Annotated in this window: 17 protein-coding genes; 7 read left to right on the top strand and 10 right to left on the bottom strand. The window is 47.5% G+C overall.

The window, feature by feature from the left end; translation table 11 throughout:
- Nucleotides 1-292 precede the first annotated feature (292 nt).
- Nucleotides 293-1,848, top strand: a protein-coding gene (locus tag OCV29_RS18475; protein WP_442478224.1) for an IS3 family transposase whose coding sequence is annotated in 2 segments (ribosomal slippage) — nucleotides 293-755 and nucleotides 755-1,848 — 1,557 coding nt in all. Because the reading frame shifts where the segments join, the coding sequence is not laid out codon by codon here.
- A gap of 125 nt (nucleotides 1,849-1,973) precedes the next feature.
- On the opposite strand, the gene OCV29_RS18470 is transcribed toward OCV29_RS18475, so the two are convergent.
- The 8 genes from OCV29_RS18470 to OCV29_RS18435 form a co-directional block, all read right to left on the bottom strand.
- Complete coding sequence (locus OCV29_RS18470; RefSeq protein ID WP_073605108.1) at nucleotides 1,974-2,171, bottom strand: hypothetical protein; 198 nt, start codon at nucleotides 2,169-2,171, stop codon at nucleotides 1,974-1,976.
- A 469-nt stretch (nucleotides 2,172-2,640) separates the two neighbouring features.
- Complete coding sequence (locus tag OCV29_RS18465; RefSeq protein ID WP_073605109.1) at nucleotides 2,641-3,411, bottom strand: GNAT family N-acetyltransferase; 771 nt, start codon at nucleotides 3,409-3,411, stop codon at nucleotides 2,641-2,643.
- A 140-nt stretch (nucleotides 3,412-3,551) separates the two neighbouring features.
- A complete protein-coding gene (locus tag OCV29_RS18460) occupies nucleotides 3,552-4,196 on the bottom strand; it encodes a hypothetical protein (RefSeq protein ID WP_073605110.1) in 645 nt (214 codons plus the stop codon).
- Between the two features lie 394 nt (nucleotides 4,197-4,590).
- On the bottom strand, nucleotides 4,591-4,788 hold the full coding sequence (locus tag OCV29_RS18455; RefSeq protein WP_073605111.1) for a hypothetical protein: 198 nt from the start codon (nucleotides 4,786-4,788) through the stop codon (nucleotides 4,591-4,593).
- Between the two features lie 353 nt (nucleotides 4,789-5,141).
- Nucleotides 5,142-5,429, bottom strand: a complete 288-nt coding sequence (locus tag OCV29_RS18450) for a DUF3892 domain-containing protein (protein ID WP_073605112.1) — start codon at nucleotides 5,427-5,429, stop codon at nucleotides 5,142-5,144.
- 169 nt (nucleotides 5,430-5,598) lie between these two features.
- Nucleotides 5,599-5,889: a hypothetical protein gene (locus OCV29_RS18445; RefSeq protein WP_073605113.1), complete on the bottom strand. Its 291-nt coding sequence runs from the start codon at nucleotides 5,887-5,889 to the stop codon at nucleotides 5,599-5,601.
- A 205-nt stretch (nucleotides 5,890-6,094) separates the two neighbouring features.
- On the bottom strand, nucleotides 6,095-6,496 hold the full coding sequence (locus tag OCV29_RS18440) for a hypothetical protein (protein ID WP_073605114.1): 402 nt from the start codon (nucleotides 6,494-6,496) through the stop codon (nucleotides 6,095-6,097).
- A gap of 348 nt (nucleotides 6,497-6,844) precedes the next feature.
- Nucleotides 6,845-7,417, bottom strand: coding sequence for a hypothetical protein (locus OCV29_RS18435; RefSeq protein ID WP_139281655.1), 573 nt, complete (start codon nucleotides 7,415-7,417; stop codon nucleotides 6,845-6,847).
- Nucleotides 7,418-7,509: 92 nt separating this feature from the next.
- Here OCV29_RS18435 and OCV29_RS18430 point away from each other — a divergent pair, with 92 nt between their 5' ends.
- The 6 genes from OCV29_RS18430 to OCV29_RS18405 all read left to right on the top strand — a co-directional run bounded on the left by OCV29_RS18430 (nucleotide 7,510) and on the right by OCV29_RS18405 (nucleotide 14,481).
- Complete coding sequence (locus OCV29_RS18430; protein WP_073605116.1) at nucleotides 7,510-9,333, top strand: ABC transporter permease; 1,824 nt, start codon at nucleotides 7,510-7,512, stop codon at nucleotides 9,331-9,333.
- 2 nt (nucleotides 9,334-9,335) lie between these two features.
- Complete coding sequence (locus tag OCV29_RS18425; protein WP_073605117.1) at nucleotides 9,336-10,502, top strand: ABC transporter ATP-binding protein; 1,167 nt, start codon at nucleotides 9,336-9,338, stop codon at nucleotides 10,500-10,502.
- Nucleotides 10,503-10,555: 53 nt separating this feature from the next.
- On the top strand, nucleotides 10,556-11,668 hold the full coding sequence (locus OCV29_RS18420; RefSeq protein ID WP_217653326.1) for an ABC transporter substrate-binding protein: 1,113 nt from the start codon (nucleotides 10,556-10,558) through the stop codon (nucleotides 11,666-11,668).
- 228 nt (nucleotides 11,669-11,896) lie between these two features.
- Nucleotides 11,897-12,733, top strand: a complete 837-nt coding sequence (locus tag OCV29_RS18415; RefSeq protein WP_073605118.1) for an inositol monophosphatase family protein — start codon at nucleotides 11,897-11,899, stop codon at nucleotides 12,731-12,733.
- Nucleotides 12,730-13,377, top strand: a complete 648-nt coding sequence (locus OCV29_RS18410; protein WP_073605119.1) for a protein-tyrosine phosphatase family protein — start codon at nucleotides 12,730-12,732, stop codon at nucleotides 13,375-13,377. Before OCV29_RS18415 ends, OCV29_RS18410 begins: the two co-directional genes overlap by 4 nt.
- Nucleotides 13,378-13,473: 96 nt before the next feature.
- Nucleotides 13,474-14,481 (top strand): LacI family DNA-binding transcriptional regulator, encoded by a 1,008-nt coding sequence (locus tag OCV29_RS18405; RefSeq protein WP_073605120.1) that lies wholly within the window; start codon nucleotides 13,474-13,476, stop codon nucleotides 14,479-14,481.
- Nucleotides 14,482-14,531: 50 nt separating this feature from the next.
- On the opposite strand, the gene OCV29_RS18400 is transcribed toward OCV29_RS18405, so the two are convergent.
- A complete protein-coding gene (locus tag OCV29_RS18400; RefSeq protein ID WP_261887421.1) occupies nucleotides 14,532-14,870 on the bottom strand; it encodes a VOC family protein in 339 nt (112 codons plus the stop codon).
- A 221-nt stretch (nucleotides 14,871-15,091) separates the two neighbouring features.
- Entirely contained in the window at nucleotides 15,092-15,211 is a 120-nt protein-coding gene (locus OCV29_RS18395) for a VOC family protein (RefSeq protein WP_370737223.1), read from the bottom strand.
- Nucleotides 15,212-15,502: the final 291 nt, after the last annotated feature.

The raw sequence follows: 15,502 nt of genomic DNA, 5'->3' as shown, positions 1-15,502 counted from the left end.
ATTGGGACAGACGCTTTAATCCCGGTATTCATTTCTGAAGATTCCGGCTTCAGTGGCAGGTTTGGTGCGCTTATCAATTTTGTCGATCCAAGCGGCGCATAGTGCACGCGCCCCAGCCCCTTTTCATGATGTTATTTTTCTGATTAAGACTGAAAATTCTTGTTCCCATGCTCTGCGTGGGAATACATACGGGACTCAAAAATAACGTTTAAATTTTATCTGTTACCCCCTCTGTCAGAATAGTTGCCACTGTTAAAAATTAACCAGTCATAGGGGAGGTTAAAGAGGAATGATGACCCGCTATTCACCAGAAAGAAAAGAAGCGATCCTGAAAAAAATGTTACCCCCACATTCACTTTCTGTCGCTCAACTGGCAAAAGAAGAAGGGATTTGTGAAGCAACCCTGTACAATTGGCGAAAAGCATTCAGAGAATCAGGAGTCGTTTTGCCAGACAGTCATACTTCATCTTCACAATGGTCCGCACAAACCAAACTGGCCGTTGTTGCCGACACCCTTTCTATGACTGAAGCAGAGCTCAGTCAGTACTGCCGTGAAAAAGGCCTGTACCCTGAGCAGGTTCATCAGTGGCGCAGTGAATGTATGCAGGGCTTTATGTCGGCTAAAGAAAGGGAAGCGGAAGCGAAAAAACAGGCAAAGGCCGATAAACAGGAAATCAAAGCCCTGAAAAAAGAGCTGCGACATAAAGAAAAAGCACTCGCTGAAACTGCAGCTTTACTGGTGCTGAGAAAAAAGCTCAGAGCCTTTTACGGGGAAGATCCCGGGGACGACTGACCTCAACCGAAGACAGGAAAAGTCTCATAGCACTGATCCATGAAGCCTGCCAGAGTGGTTGCCGGTTAATCAGAGCCTGTGATGAAGCGCAGATTGATTTACGGACTTACCGCCGCTGGTATCAGGGTGGAAAGGTTCAGGCCGATCAAAGACCACAGGCATTGAGACCGGCGCCGGTCAACAAGCTTTCAGAGCAGGAACGAAGGGCGATTATCGACATCTGTAATACTGCAGAATATGCCAGTCTGCCGCCCGCGCAGATTGTTCCGGCCTTGTTGGATAAAGGAGAATATATTGCCAGTGAATCGAGTTTTTACCGGGTCTTAAAAGCAGCAGGACAGCTGACCGGGAGAGGTCGCCAGAAGAGCCGACAAAAAGTTGTAAAACCAACGAGTTATACTGCGACACAGCCAAATCAGGTCCACACCTGGGATATCACCTATCTGCCTTCAACGGTACGTGGTCAGTTTTACTACCTGTATCTGATTGAAGATATTTACAGCCGGAAAATCGTGGGTTATGAGGTGCATGAAACCGAATGTGGTGAGTTGGCGTCAGAATTATTGCAACGGACAGTGTTCCGGGAAAAATGTTTTCAACAGGCGTTGGTCCTGCACTCAGATAACGGCAGCCCGATGAAGTCCCTGACACTGAAAGCAAAAATGGAAGAGCTTGGCGTGCTCTCTTCTTACAGCCGTCCGCGGGTGAGTAATGATAACCCTTATGTGGAATCGCTGTTCCGGACGTTGAAATATATCCCGCAATGGCCATCAAATGGATTTAGAAGTCTGAACGATGCCAGAGAATGGGTAGAGCGATTCGTTCAGTGGTATAACACGGAGCACAAACACAGTGCGCTCAATTACGTGACGCCAGATGAGCGTCATCATGGAAAAGACAAACAGATTTTAGAAAACCGCAAACAGGTCTTGATGTTACACCGAGAGGCGAATCCAGCGCGCTGGTCAGGAAATATCAGGAACTGTGAGCCAGTTGGTAAGGTTGAATTAAACCCGGACAAAACACCAGAAATTGACGAAGAAAAAGCAGCTTAAATATTAAGCAGATGATGACAACTATCTTGAAAAACACCGGTTAGATGGCGTTTCAGGAGATGTAACCCACCCGCAAAAAGAGCCACAAACGTGGCTCTGAGTTAACTTAGTTTCGAACAACAATGTTATTCCGGCACTTCCACTTCCAGCATAGTCACTTCTCTGATTGAAGCATGAATGGTGAGCAGCTTATTCAGGTAAAGCAGCACCTCACGTACTTGTGGGCTTTTCTGATTCATCTCATTGAGATGATCTTCAAGCTGGATCAGATATTCGCGGGCTTTCTGTGAAAGGTTTGGATCGTAGGTGATTGTTGCAGGCATAAGTGCCTCCTATGTCATGATTCAGAGTTGAATCACCACCCGAAGGTTCCCAGGCTGCGGGTGGTGAACTGAACGGGGTTAGGAACTACCGTGACATAGGAAACGGCCCGACCGAAGTCAGCCCCGCCCAGCTCACCATAATTTAATGATATAAAATCAGGATACAGCTAAGCGCATGTGATGCCTGTGTAATGTGGCATCCATGTACTATGTCTTTGCCGGGGTTCCTAAGCCCGTCACTGGATTTTGCCAGTGAGCGGGTAGAATAATCTTGGTGGGGATGGGTGTCAATTGGTGTATATGAGATAGCTTATGGGGACAGACGCTTTAATCTGCGGGCATATAACGCCCAATTAACTGTGCGAGCAACGCTACGCAAAAGCCCCTGCATTGCTCCGTAAACCCTAAACTACCTGCAAACCAAAAATGCCACGCGTTGCGAGTCACGGTTGAATTGATTGTTATATTTCTAGTCCTTACACCATACACTTCGTACACCAACACTGCAGAAACCAACTGATTTGCAATTCTTGCTACTGGTACTGTTTGGCATAACATCAGTTAAAAATACCTGTACACCTAAAGACATTGCATCTGAAATTCGAGCCCGCAGTAAAGCAGTTTGACACCCTTTAGAGCGATAGTCTTCTTGTGTATACGCATTGGCTAATATTGCATATTCATTTTCGATAAAGCTCGTTGCCCAAGCACAGGGTTCACCATTTATTTTTGCGACATAACAGCGAAATGTGTCTGTACAATAAAATGAGCGCTTCTTATCCCAGATTTCATCCGAACACTCTAAACCTGACGTTTTGAGTAAGGCTAGAAACGCATCGACATTATCGTGTGTCCATCGTTCAACTCTGACTTCATCAGGAACTTCTTCGAGCGCTACGTAGTTTACCGCCTTTAGTTCGAGAAACTCATGCTCATAAGCTGGCACAAACTCGCGACTTGATAGCCATACCTTCAACTCATTAGTTATTGCCTGTGGCTCGATAGAAATTTCAGGAGAAATGCCATGTTTATACAAACTCAAATAGCTCTCTAAGTCTCCTGTATCACTAACACCATGGATGATTATCTGGTTGTCATACTTACGCGTTTTGTCGATAAAAACTGAACACCCTTCAAACTCAGATTTAAAAAGTTCACTTTTTAGATCTGTGGAAAGAGTTCGCTCATTATTAAATTGAAAGTAAGAGCTATATACGTCTTTGACTCTTTTATCTTGCATTGTTCCCTCGATATTGAATGAAATATAACGCCTTGCTAAGGTGCAGCTAACCGACCACTGAACCCAAGCAAAGCCACGTAATCACTAAACTTTTTTTAAATTGAAAATGCCACGCGTTAGCAGTCGGCTTGAGCAATTTGTTATGAGTAAATTTCACGAATTGCATCAATTAACCCATATACAATCAAGGAATTATCTACTCTTGCTTCAGGATGACAAAACGCAATTACATATTTCATTGGTGCTCTCTCGAACCACCAAACACCTCGAATGGTTCTCTTCCATTCAGAGTTGTTAAAACCAGCAACATCTTTAAACAGTTCACCAGTTCCCCCACATATTGTGATGTCAGGGTCATAGAGTGCATACTGTTTTTTAATATAGCTACGGTCTTCATAAGCCACTTTATTGAGTGAGGCGTAGTCTGCGGTGTGAGTTCCGGGTGATTTTTTCAAATTCATTGCACATATAGACTTGAGGGAATACTTACGATCTTCTTGGCTGACTACATCAAATTCCTTCCAAGGAATTTCACGTTCTGGGCTTCTGATACCAGTAACCCAGCGAACGACATTGTTCCATGTTTGAGTTCTTGCTCCATCAGCTAGAAACTTTCTCAGATCCCAACCGCCACCATCAGGATCATTGACTTCTTTTAATACAATACAGATTTTGATGTCAGAATTTAAATAATCGTATTCTGAAACTAAGCCATCTGATACGAAGCCTTTTCTGCTTCCTCTCCACTCATCAAAAAGTGCATTTTCTTGACCATGAATCGACATAATATCCTTTACTCATAACATTCTTAATAACAGACAGTTTCGTTTTTCTGTCTGCCTGACTTTTAATCAACTTACCATAACTCATTAAAAACTATAGCATATACATCATATTGTGCATTCTGCCATCACATAAAAACGAGACTGCGCGTTATCATTTTTTAACTACGAGCTTACGAGGACAGACGCTTTAATCCTGGTATTGCCCTTTTTTCATGGTTTTATTTTGCTCGGTGAGGCTAAGAATTCTTGTTCCCATGCTCTGCGTGGGAACACATACGGATGTCAAAAAGGACGTTTAAGTCTTATCTGTTAGATGGCGTTTCAGGAGATGTAATCCACCAACAAAAAGAGCCACAAACGTGGCTCTGAGTTAACTTAGTTTCGAACAACGATATTATTCCGGCACTTCCACTTCCAGCATGGTCACTTCTCTGATTGAAGCATGAATGGTGAGCAGCTTATTCAGGTAAAGCAGCACCTCACGTGCTTGTGGGCTTTTCTGATTCATCTCATTGAGATGATCTTCAAGCTGGATCAGATATTCGCGGGCTTTCTGTGAAAGGTTTGGATCGTAAGCGATTGTTGCAGGCATAAGTGCCTCCGTACGGATAGGTCAAAGAAACTTCACCACTCAGAGGTCCTAAGAATGGGTGGTGAACTGAACAAGGTTAGGACAACCGCCCGTACGGAAACGGCCTGACCGAAGTCAGCCTCATCCAGCCCACCGTTATTTAGAATGATTTCGTTTACAGAATAGTCAAAATCATAAAATTCAGGTGTAAAAAGCTGCATAAAAAAGTCAGCACGAAGCTGACATTTATATGTCGTACGGTTAAATCCGGGGTCCTAAACCCGTCACTGGATTTTGCCAGTGAGCGAGTAGGATAATCTTGGTGGGGGTGGGTGTCAATTGGTGTATATGAGAGGACAGAGGCAAAATATCCGTTATGGGCACTCTGGCAAACTGAGTAAGTTATTTGGTTGTTCTCCATCCTTTTGTGTTTTGAGATATTTTTGACCACTTGCACTTTTTGATATAACAACCCAAACAAACTGACCTTTAACATCTACATAAAACTGCCATTTTCCGCTTTCAATTCCTTTTATCGCTTCATCAAGGCTTAATTTCCACCTTCCACCACTTGGGGTAATTCCTCCGATATGAGATATTCGTTCGAAAGGGCTGGTTCGATTGGTCTTATTTATACATTGAATCTGAATATTATCGGCCATGTCAATCACCTTCTAATTGGTTACTCTAAAACTTCTTATAGGGACAGAAGCTTTAATCCCGGTATTCTTTTCTGAATATTCTGGCTTCAGTAGCAGATCTAGTGCGCTAATTTATTTTTTCGCTCCAAGCAAAGTATTGTGCACTCGCCCCAGTACTAATATTCAGGACTCATAATTCAGCAAATATTTCACACATATGGCTATCACCAGGTTTATAGCCTGGTGGATTTTCTATAAAGGTAGTTTTAGTTATATTTAGTTCTTGCATTTTATCTATAATACACAAATTCCATTGATGCCCAGGTTCAATGTGGTCACCTTGAGTTTGATAACAACGAAGTATAATATTTCCAGATAAAGATTTACCAACAGCAGCAGGTTGAGCAACTCGAGATAATCCACTATACTTAAAGCTAATTTCTTTTCGATCATTAATTGCTGAGATTATTTTTTCAAGCATAGGACACTCCATGACAATCCGTATAACCAATTCAAAAACAATAGCTTAAATACAAATTTTAATTTAAAGTCAGACAATGATTAATTCATAAGGATATTGTTTACCTACATCTAACAACCATACAGATTAATATATAAAATCATCTCAAACCCAACTAATCATAATAAAAACCACAAGAAACCCCCGAGCTATAAAATAACATACCTCATTCTCCAAAAATAATATTTATCAAATCCTTCAATAGATTATCTCTACTTTTAACTGCAAATTTAACCAAAGCCGTTTTAGCCATCTCAATAATAGGCTGTTCCCCTTCTCCAGATGTAATAAATTTCTGTAAAGTCTCAACATCTTTGACTAATTCAGGTGATTTGCTCATAGCAACATTAAGACAATGAATTAACTGCGCTTTATGTTGACTACTTAGATTATCATCTTTGATGTGTGTAATACGGGAAATTTTTGCATTACCAATTTCTGGTGAATCACCTTTTATACCATCGATATCACCAGAAATTGTTAGCCCTTCAATTTGAAGGTTTTTTATTTTTGCATTCCCAATATTGATTAATGTAGGTTTTCTTTTATTTTTATCATCTTCATCCATTATAATTCCAACTTTAAATCAACTATACCCTATATTTATTGAAAGCTGTTCTATTCTCTTATTCCAACATTAATTGAGATTTCAACAAACAAATCCCACAATCAAAGAATGGATTAATACTTAAAATATATCTAACAAAAAACTCAATAATAAATTAATTTTAGATCACTCTCTCACATAATATGCAATATATTGAAATCAAGATTAGTAAAAATGGCTCTTAACCACTCAGATTACAATTGAACTGTTTATCATGCGATAACCCCGTACCTCGGTGGGGATAGGAGTTCTATTACTTTTCTTCCTACATGGAACATAAGAACGCAATCCCCAAATTCAGGAGAAAAATCACGATGATTTTTCAGGTTTTGTGTGCAGGATGCACTTACAAAACCGCTCCGGCCAGCTCCCACCAAAAGGATTTTCTGGATACTCTTTCATCCCGGAAAGAGTATCTGGGGCGCGTGCACCAAGCGCCACTTGGGTCAACAAAACTAATAAGCGCACCAAATCTTCCACAAAAGCCAGAATCTTCCGGGCAAACGTTACACAGCAGGCAACTTCAAGTCCCGTATGCATTCCCACGGCGGACCGTGGGAACGATAGGAAACACCCATAGTAAAAAAGTAGCACAGCAATCAAAAACCACACAAAATCAGGAGAAAAATCAGGAAGATTTTTCAGGTTTTCTGAGCCATGGATGGCGAATAAAACCGCTCCGGCCAGCTCCCACCAAAAGGATTTTCTGGATACGCTTTCATCCCGGAAAGAGTATCTGGGGCGCGTGCACCATGCGCCACTTGGATCAACAAAACTAATAAGCGCACCAAACAACCCACAAAAGCCAGAATCTTCCGGACAAACGTCACGCGGGAGCATGGGCACAAGCTCCCGCGTGGGAACAAAAAATGAAACTTTCATGACAATTGCACATACGTGCAAAACAGTCATCCCACTGTCACACAAAATGCTTAGCTTAATCAACACTCAATCACCAACCAACCTGATGAAGCATGAATACAGCGACCATCTCTTACCCCAAAGCCCAATGGTGGCAACAGGTCAGGCGCAAAATCGCTATTGCGAAACAAGAACCGGCGAACCTGATTGGTATCCTTTTACTGGTCCTGTTTGCCTATTTAATCGTGGCGCCGGTGATCTCCATTCTGACCGACTCAGCCATCGTTCAGGCCGGTGACAGCGCACGGGTGCATAGCGCGGAAGGCGCGTTTACCGGGTATTACATCAAACGGGCCATGACCTCCCGGATGTCTGAGCTGCTGCTCTGGAAACCCCTGCTGCACACCATGCTGCTCTCCGTCACCACCGTGCTGATTTCAGTCGCTCTGGGTGTGTTACTGGCGTGGCTCGTCAACCGGACCAATCTGAAAGGCAAGAAATGGTTTGCCACCGCTTTGATTATCCCCTTTATGCTGCCGACATGGACTTTCGCGCTGGCGTGGAACACTATCTTTAAAAACCGCACCATCGGCGGTCAGCCCGGCTGGTTTGAAGCGCTCGGCATTCAGGTGCCGGACCATATCGCCTACGGCTTTTTCCCGATTGTGGTGATTCTCTCCATCCATTATGTGCCACTGGTGATTTTGATTGTCGGCAACGCCCTCAAACGCCTCGACGGGCAGATGGAAGAGTGTGCAAGAATCCTCAAAGCATCGCGCCGGACCATTGCGTTCAAAATTATTTTGCCTTTGGTCCGTCCCGCGATCCTCTCTTCTGCGCTGCTGATTTTTGCTGACTGTATCGGTGAATTTGCCGTGCCGTACATTCTCGGCCTGCCGGTGCATTACGATACGCTGGCCACCGGGCTTTACCGTTCGATTGACTCCCGTCAGACCGGTGTGGCCGCCGTGCTGGCTGGCGTAATTATGCTGATTGGCGTGATCACCCTGCTGATCGACACCCGGATGATGCGCGAAGCCCGCCGCTTTGTCACTGTGGGCGGCAAAGGACAGACGGCACACCAGCACCGGCTGGGCAAATTGCAGGGCCCGATGGTCACTTTTGTGGTCATTTTTCTGCTCTTCAGTGTTGCGATTCCGCTGCTGACTCTGTTCCTCTCCACCGTGATGATCCTGCCCGGCCGCTTTACCGCCGATAACTTTACGTTCGATTACTGGGTAGGACACAACCTCGATACCATTGCCCTGCACAACGGCATTCTGCTGACACCGGAATTCTGGCATGCCGCATGGAATACCTTATGGATTGTCGGCAGTGCATCCGTCTGCGCCGGTGTGTTGGGGCTGCTGGTCGGCTATGCCGTGATGCGCACGTCGTTCCCGCTGGTCGGCCAGACGCTGCGACAAATCACCTTCCTGCCTTATCTGGTGCCGGGGATTGCATTCGCTGCGGCTTATCTTTCCCTGTTTGCTGCACCAACCGGGCCGATTCCGGCACTTTATGGCACGCCTGCGATTCTGATTCTGGCGCTGATGGCAGAAAAAATGCCCTTTGCCAGCCGCTCTGGTATCGCCGCCATGACCCAGCTCGGTAAAGAACCCGAAGAAGCCGCCCGAATCGCCGGTGCCGGGTGGATGACGCGCATTACCCGCATCATCACCCCGATTCAGGCCGGGCCACTCACCACAAGTATTTTGCTGCCGTTTATCTCCGGCATCAAAGGCGTCAGCCTGTTCATTATTCTTGCAATTCCTGCCACCGATGTGCTGACCACCTACTCGCTGCGGCTCATCGATTATAACTACGATCAGGCTGCAAACGCCGTCGTCCTGATGATCGCGGTCATCGCGCTGGGCGGCACACTGCTGATTCAGAAAATATCAGGAACCGGACTCAGTCAGGGACTGGAGAGCTAATTATGCCATCAATCAAACTGAACCAACTTGTTAAACAGTATGCACCGGGCGCGAAACCCGCGGTGAACCAACTCTCACTGACCATCGAAGACGGTGAATTTATGTGCCTGCTCGGGCCGTCAGGGTGCGGAAAAACCACCATTCTGCGGATGATTGCCGGAATTGAACACGCGTCCGGCGGTGATATCGCCATCGGTGATCATCTGGTCGACTCAATTGCCAGCGGCACATTTGTCCCGCCGGAGCATCGCAATATCGGGCTGGTGTTTCAAAGCTATGCACTCTGGCCGCATATGACCGTCGAAGAGAATGTCGATTTTGGCCTGCGGATTCAGAAAATGGACAAGTCCGAACGGGAAGCCATTTGTCTGGATGTGATGAAAACCCTGCGGATTGATCAGTATGCCGACCGCTATCCGTCGCAACTGTCCGGCGGGCAGCAACAGCGGGTCGCGCTGGCGCGGATGCTGGCAGTTAATCCGAAAGTGCTGCTGCTGGATGAACCGCTGTCGAATCTGGACGCTACCCTGCGGCTTGAAATGCGCAAAGAACTGCGCCGGATTCATCAGAATTACGGCACGACGATTGTGTTTGTCAGCCACGACCAGTGGGAAGCGATGACGCTGGCAACCAGTATCGCCGTGATTAATCAGGGCGAGTTGCAGCAAGTCGGCACACCGGATGAAATCTACGCCCGGCCGCAAAATCGCTTTGTGGCTGAGTTTATCGGCAACCCGAACATGAACCTGATCGAACTGCTTTCGCAATCCGGTACTGAACCTTCGCGGCTGGCGACGATTCTCAGCGGTTATCCGGAAGCCGGAAACGGCACCAGCTGCGGGATTCGCCCGGAGGATATCCGGCTGTACGCCGAAGCAACTGGCCGGACTCTCAGTGCCACGATTGAAACTATTATTCCGACCGGCGGCAGCTGGGTGATTGAAATCAGCTGCTTTGGCGAAACTCTGGTGCATTCCACCCAACTTCGTCCGCACTGGCAGGAAGGGCAAACCGTGTACTGCGAACTGCCCCACGACGCCCTGCACTATTTTGATGGCCAGGGTGAACGGGTCTCCGCGCAGCCTGAACAACCCACAGACAATGTGGCTTTTTTTCACGCAATACCTCACCACCAAACCACCGCAACTTCTCACTATTACAGGGACTGATGATGACTTTGAAGCATTCTATTCTGACACATTGTGTTTTAAAGAAAGACCATTTGAGAACAAACCTCCTGAAACAAACCATGGTCGCAACAACGCTGGGACTGGCAGTTTCAGCCGCCCATGCAGGCAGTGAATTTGATCTGAACAAGCTGATTGAAGCAGCCAGACAGGAAGCACCGATCACCGTGTATGATTCCACCGGAAAAATCGTCAAACAGGCCAAAGCGTTCAGCAAAAAATATGGCGTGCAGGCGGTCGGTATCAAAGCCAAAGCACCACAGATTCTGGAAATTGTCAGCCGGGAAGCTCAGGCCCATAACGTGAAATCGGATGTGGTGATTCTGGCGGACGCCCCCGCCGGGATGGAACAGCTGCTGAAAAAGCATTATGTCACCAGCTGGGTACCGGATGATTTAAAAGCCGATATTCCGGCAGATTTTCAAAACCCACTGACCGTGATTCAGGCCCCGAATGTCTGGGCTTACAACACCGCGATTTATGATGCCTGTCCTGTGAAGAATATCTGGCAACTGACCCTTCCCAAATGGCGCGGAAAAATCGCCATGCAGGATCCACTGGGTAAACCGTCTTACACCGATTGGTTTAACCAGATGGCGACACATTATGATCAGCAGGTCGCTGATGCTTATCAGGCACAATTCGGCCATCCGCTGAAAACTGATGAAGCATCAGCCACGGCAGCATTTGTCAAAGCACTGGCGGAGAACTCACCGCTGCTGACCAATTCAGACAGCAAAGCCGCTGCCGCTGTCGGCGCACCGGATGTCAAAACCAGCTTTATGGGATTGATCAGCACCGCGAAATTCCGCAAAAACAAAGACGGCATGAAGCTCGGCCTGTGCACCGGGATGAAACCTTTTGCGGGCTGGAGCTATCCAAGCCTGGGCTTTATCACTAAAGGGACAGACAGTCCAAACGCGGCCAAATTATTTATTCATTACATGATGACCAGCGAAGGCATTGCGCCGCAGGGTGTGGACGGCAAAATGTCCACCAACCAAACCGTGCACCTGCCTGCAAATGAAGCGTCTGGTATCGGCCATCACTGGCATGAGATCATGACTTACCACACGGCAACTGCCGCCTCTGACTGGGCGAAGCGTCAGGACTGGCAGGACTTGTGGAGCCTGAGTTATCAGAAATAACCGGACTATCATGACCCGGAAAAATAAGCTCTGATTGTACCCGGACGAGTGATACCAATCGTATTGAAATCTCCGGGCATCTGAATGATTTGGGTGGAGCAAATAGACAAGGGCATGGATGCCCTGAGCGGTTTGCGGAACCAAATTCATTCAGATGAGAGAACTGTTTCAACGAAGGCGCAGCCTTCCCCCTAGGGTCTGTTGACCCTAACAACCAGGAAATAAAATTTGAACAACACTGAATTATCTGCCCGCGAACAATATCTGTATGAACTGGTTTATTCAGCCGGACAGCTGGCACTGACGCATTTCCGGCAAAGAACACCGGGCAGCTATACCTTAAAAGGTCATCAGGACTTTTTAACCGAAGCGGACAATCTGGTTGAACAGCACATCCGCCGCGGCATTGCACACCACTTTCCCGGCGACAATATTCTCGGCGAAGAGAGTGGCGGCGATATGCAGCAAGCGCCGCTGTGGGTGATAGACCCGATTGACGGCACGGCCAACTTTGCCCGTGGCATTGAACACTTTTGTATCTCGATCGCATTTTATGCCAATGAACAGGTTGAGCTGGGCGCTATCTATAACCCTGCGACCGAAGAGTGTTATCTGACCCGCCGTAACGGCTATGCCGTAAAAATCGATGGCTCCGGAAGCAAGCGACCACTCACTGTTTCGCAAACGCCGGATATCACACAGGCAACCATTGAACTGGGCTGGTCGACCCGGATACCCCAGTCTCAGTATTTACGCTCAGTGGAACAACTGCTGACCAGCGGTGCGAATGTGAAGCGCTGCGGCTCCGGCGCACTGGCACTGGCCTGGGTGGCCGAAGGCCGCACCGATGGCTATGCCGAGCAGCACATGAATGCGTGGGATTGTCTTGCCGGGCTGCTGCTGGTGCGGGAAGCGGGTGGCATCACCGGACAGTTTCCGGCAAACATGCAGGATATCTTTTCCGGCGGGCCGATCATTGCAACCACACCACAAATTGCCGGCGAATTTTCTCAGTCAGTCGCCATTCCTTTAACACAAACAACAGAAAGTGAGTTCATCTTATGAGCCAGGTCAAACATTATCCCCGCCCGTTAATCAGCCTGATTCAGGCAGACATACCCCACTGGCATGTCGACCTTTACATTGGCGAATCTGCGGGAGTCTCAAACCCCGAACTACTGAACGAATTCGGCATCAAAGTCGTTTTGAACTGCGCCGTCAATCTGGAAGTCAATATGGTCACTCAGCCGGAAGCGAATGTTTCTGAAGGTGTCTTTGACTACGGCAGTGGCCCGGTGCGCTATTACAAAGTCGGCCTGATTGACGGGCCGGGCAATACACCGGAAATGATGCTGGCGGGATATCTGATGCTCAAAGGCGCACTGGAACAAACCCTGCCGGAAAAACCATCTTATAAGGTGCGGGAAAAAGGCAACGTGCTGGTCAACTGCCGCGGTGGCCGCAGCCGCTCTGTCACCGTGGTCGCGATTTTCCTGCATCTGGAGTTTCCTGACCTGTACCCGACCCTGATGTCTGCCATCACCCATATCCGTAAAACCCGCGAACTGCATCCGGATGAATGGTTTGAAACACCGAAGCCGATGTTGATTGAGCTGGCCGAAGCAACCGTCAGTATGGTAAAAATGTTGCGACAAAACGGATGCCTTCCTGCACCGGAATCATCACTCGCCGAAGCAGAAGCGAATTGAAACAGATGTTCGTTGAAACAGATGTTCGTTGAAATAGTCGTTCATAAAATCAAATAGCCAATAAAAACAGCAAGAAATAACAGCGGAACCTAATTCATGAGTCAGAAACCGATTGCCAGTGCAGCAGAAGTCGCCCGGTTAGCCGGTGTTTCCCGGTCTGCCGTCTCCAGAACCTTTACCGCCGGAGCCAGTGTTTCCAAAGAGACCCGCGAGAAAGTGATGTGGGCGGCAGAGCAACTTAACTATCACGTCAACCATCTGGCCCGTGGATTATCCAAAGTGGAAAGCCGCCCGGTGTGTATTCTGGGTGCGGATCTGAATGCACCCTATCAGGCCAAACTGCTTGATACACTGACCAAACAGCTTCAGGCGGCCAACCGGGCCGTCATGCTGATCAATACGGACGGTGACAAAGACAACATTAACCGGGCGCTGCAACAAACCCTGAACTACCGGGCAGCAGCGACGATTGTGCTTTCCGGCACACCGGGCAGTGAATTTGTACAAAGCTGCATACAAAGTGGTCAGCACGTCATCCTGATCAACCGTAATGGTCAGTTTGAGGGCAGTGACCACATCCAGCTGGATTACTCGTCCGCCATCAGCGAAGCGCACCATATGTTAACCCGTGCCGGGTGCAAAAAGCTGGCGGTGGTGTCATCGACCATTCAGTCGCCCAGCCTGCTGACACGGGAGAATCTATTCCGGCAATGTTTAAGCGACGATCAAACCTGCGAACTGGTTCGTCTTGGGCCAACCTGCTATGACTCCGGAGCAAAAGCCGCCAGACAATTGCTCGCTTCAAGTCAGCGGCCGGACGGCGTCTTCTGCGTCACCGACCTGCTGGCCTGTGGCTTTCTGGATGTCGCCGGAAAAGAATTCGGCTTATCCGTGCCGGATGAGCTTTGTGTGGTCGGGTTTGATGATATTGAACAAGCCAGCTGGGAAGGCTATCAGCTGACAACCTTCTCGCAGCCGCTGGAAGATATGGCCGGCGCAATTATCGCCCGGCTGAAAGCAGTCTCCGGCGGCGAAGCACAGGGAAAAACCTTGTCATTCCCGGCCCCGCTGGTATGGCGCAACACAGTGCGGTTTAAGAAGTGAATTGGGGCTTTCGGAATCAGTCAGCCCCGGAAATTTGAAACGGGGCGGCGTTATCTTTTTGCCATCGGGTGTTCCGGATTTAGTTGCAGCAAATCCCAAAGATTGCCATATAAGTCTTCAAACACGGCAACGGTGCCGTAATCCTGCGCTTTTGGATCGCGAACAAATTTGATGCCGATTGATTTCATCCGGTTGTAATCCCGCCAGAAATCATCCGTATTTAAGAAAAGAAATACCCGTCCGCCTGCCTGGTTGCCAATAAAATCATGTTGCTCAGGTTTGGACGCTCTCGCCAGCAGTAAAGTCACCCCATGTGAATTGGGTGGCGCGACCACCACCCAACGCTTGTCCTGCTCAGGTGAATATACCCAAACGACCTGAATATGCATGATTCAGCGCCAGCCGAAAAGTACAGTTCAAGGAAGGTGAATGCAGGCAGGTAAACACCTGTCAAATTCACCTGACGCAGAAATGTGCGTTTCGGCTGACGCCCTGCGGGTGAGTTTGTCCGGGCTTGACCCAGCGTTACTGACTCTCAACGTAGAATGACTATGTTCTCAAATCAGTGCCTTGTTTCAAGCCCGGACAAATCTCACTGAACACCGCATCTTCAGGTGGTTTGGGTATAACAATCTTCAATCAGCTCAAACTGAAGTTTGTTGACGTAGAAATCAATCGCTTCATCGTAATCTTTCACAACCAGCGCAATGTGAACAATATTTTGTTTCATCCGTTATTTTCCTCAAATCACATCGTTGTTATTTTTCACTGAAAGCAATTTTACCGGCTAAACCGACAAGTAAAACCCCGGAAAACCCTTCAATCATCGGTGTTTGTATTCAACACTATATTGATTCGTACACAGAGCTTTACGGGGACAGGCACTTGATTTAAGGAAATCAGTATCCCGGCGTGAAAAATAGGATTTATCAGGACAGGCGTTTAACGCCACTCAGACTTCTGCCTCTGCTCAAAAAGCAGACCGGTATCACGAAGTCTCAGTCTTCTCTTTACTTCATAT

It is taken from the genome of Vibrio aerogenes (assembly GCF_024346755.1).
GTDB classification, from domain to species: Bacteria; Pseudomonadota; Gammaproteobacteria; order Enterobacterales; family Vibrionaceae; genus Vibrio; species Vibrio aerogenes.
This window is presented reverse-complemented; position numbering and strand designations above follow the sequence as displayed.

Excerpts from the sequence above, each read along its gene's own strand:
- OCV29_RS18470 (WP_073605108.1), bottom strand. The coding sequence starts at position 2,171 with ATGCCTGCAACAATCACCTACGATCCAAACCTTTCACAGAAAGCCCGC.
- OCV29_RS18465 (WP_073605109.1), bottom strand. The coding sequence starts at position 3,411 with ATGCAAGATAAAAGAGTCAAAGACGTATATAGCTCTTACTTTCAATTT.
- OCV29_RS18460 (WP_073605110.1), bottom strand. The coding sequence starts at position 4,196 with ATGTCGATTCATGGTCAAGAAAATGCACTTTTTGATGAGTGGAGAGGA.
- OCV29_RS18455 (WP_073605111.1), bottom strand. The coding sequence starts at position 4,788 with ATGCCTGCAACAATCGCTTACGATCCAAACCTTTCACAGAAAGCCCGC.
- OCV29_RS18450 (WP_073605112.1), bottom strand. The coding sequence starts at position 5,429 with ATGGCCGATAATATTCAGATTCAATGTATAAATAAGACCAATCGAACC.
- OCV29_RS18445 (WP_073605113.1), bottom strand. The coding sequence starts at position 5,889 with ATGCTTGAAAAAATAATCTCAGCAATTAATGATCGAAAAGAAATTAGC.
- OCV29_RS18440 (WP_073605114.1), bottom strand. The coding sequence starts at position 6,496 with ATGGATGAAGATGATAAAAATAAAAGAAAACCTACATTAATCAATATT.
- OCV29_RS18435 (WP_139281655.1), bottom strand. The coding sequence starts at position 7,417 with ATGAAAGTTTCATTTTTTGTTCCCACGCGGGAGCTTGTGCCCATGCTC.
- OCV29_RS18430 (WP_073605116.1), top strand. The coding sequence starts at position 7,510 with ATGAATACAGCGACCATCTCTTACCCCAAAGCCCAATGGTGGCAACAG.
- OCV29_RS18425 (WP_073605117.1), top strand. The coding sequence starts at position 9,336 with ATGCCATCAATCAAACTGAACCAACTTGTTAAACAGTATGCACCGGGC.
- OCV29_RS18410 (WP_073605119.1), top strand. The coding sequence starts at position 12,730 with ATGAGCCAGGTCAAACATTATCCCCGCCCGTTAATCAGCCTGATTCAG.
- OCV29_RS18405 (WP_073605120.1), top strand. The coding sequence starts at position 13,474 with ATGAGTCAGAAACCGATTGCCAGTGCAGCAGAAGTCGCCCGGTTAGCC.
- OCV29_RS18400 (WP_261887421.1), bottom strand. The coding sequence starts at position 14,870 with ATGCATATTCAGGTCGTTTGGGTATATTCACCTGAGCAGGACAAGCGT.
- OCV29_RS18395 (WP_370737223.1), bottom strand. The coding sequence starts at position 15,211 with ATGAAACAAAATATTGTTCACATTGCGCTGGTTGTGAAAGATTACGAT.